Annotated in this window: 2 protein-coding genes; both read right to left on the bottom strand. The window is 32.3% G+C overall.

Features of this window, described 5'->3' with window-relative positions:
- Positions 1-279: 279 nt before the first annotated feature.
- Positions 280-618: a hypothetical protein gene (locus ACE01T_RS17650; RefSeq protein ID WP_228268784.1), complete on the bottom strand. Its 339-nt coding sequence runs from the start codon at positions 616-618 to the stop codon at positions 280-282.
- Positions 619-633: 15 nt separating this feature from the next.
- A partial coding sequence (locus ACE01T_RS17655; RefSeq protein ID WP_395519791.1) for a DUF6973 domain-containing protein occupies positions 634-1,268 on the bottom strand: 635 nt, incomplete at its 5' end.

The following is a 1,268-nucleotide window of genomic DNA, read 5'->3' on the forward strand; positions in this document are numbered from 1 at the left end:
AATGATTTCACCTTGAAAGTGCCGACCGTGGAAGGGATTCATCTGCTGTATCTCGAAATAAATAAGATATTTAGCTTATCATGTCAGCCTATTTGCAACAGTGCCCTCTTTCTTCTGTGACCCTTTGAAGTTCTTTTTTTTGTATGAGAGTAATAAAGTTTCATACTAAGTATTAAAGTATCATACTGAGTAATAGTGTTTAATATTCTATTATCCATAACTTTTTTAATTCTACAAAAAAACCACTTTGCAGTGGTTTTTTAAATTAATTTGATATATCTATTTGATATCAAATATAAGATTTTCTTTATCATATTTAGCAGAATATGCTACTACAGACTCAGAATGAAGTTTTTTATCTTTGTCCGTATAATTAATACTTATTGAATCCTCAGTATCTGAATAATGTATTTGATATTTATATGAAGCATTCGGTGCTAAATCACCAATAACATCTACTCTTTTTGATGTTTTATACTTAAAATTAACATTATAAACGGGACTATCAGTTTTGTTATTCACGGTGATAGTTCCATTATCTTTTTCCATAGGTGAGCAAGCCACTATAAATATACTCACCACACCTAATAAAATACCTTTATTAAAAGTCATAGACATTTGACCTTATAAATCCTAAATTTTATATTTTTCACCGACTGAATTTGACCATACCAAGTTGCCATTTGATATGATTTTCAATCTTCCTGCCCTTACTTGAGCTTGAGTTAAATTCGCAAATGATGATTGTAAAAGCGTCGTAGGATTGTTTTTCCCTAAACTGATACCTATCGAGTTATTATAAATATCCATAGAGCGTTCTGTTGCAGGCTGTCCAGTAGAACCGAACTCATGTGCATCACTCCATTTTTTTGCAAAATCGGCTTCCACATCTATTGTCATGCCAAAGTTCCAAACAGCATGTCTAAATGCATCACCATTTCCATTATGCATAACTGAACTAGTATTTACATATCTCGCTTTAGTAAGATCTATAGCAGTTTTGGCATTAGCAATACATAGTAAAACCTTAGCTCGGTTTGCATTATAAAGTGCTTGTTCTTGAGCATTTAGATAACCATTTATATATCCGTCCATATCGGTATATACAGAAGAAATTGTAGCTCTGGATGAGCGCCCAGGAGTTTGCATCACCTCTGTTTTCAATAAAGAATCGGCATATTCATTTAATTCAGCTTCACTAGCATTAGGATTCTTATCCTGAAATTCACGTAATTTTTCAGCAATATTATCAATTGAATTCGCAACAG

The organism is Acinetobacter uliginosus, from assembly GCF_044130295.1.
Lineage (GTDB): Bacteria > Pseudomonadota > Gammaproteobacteria > Pseudomonadales > Moraxellaceae > Acinetobacter.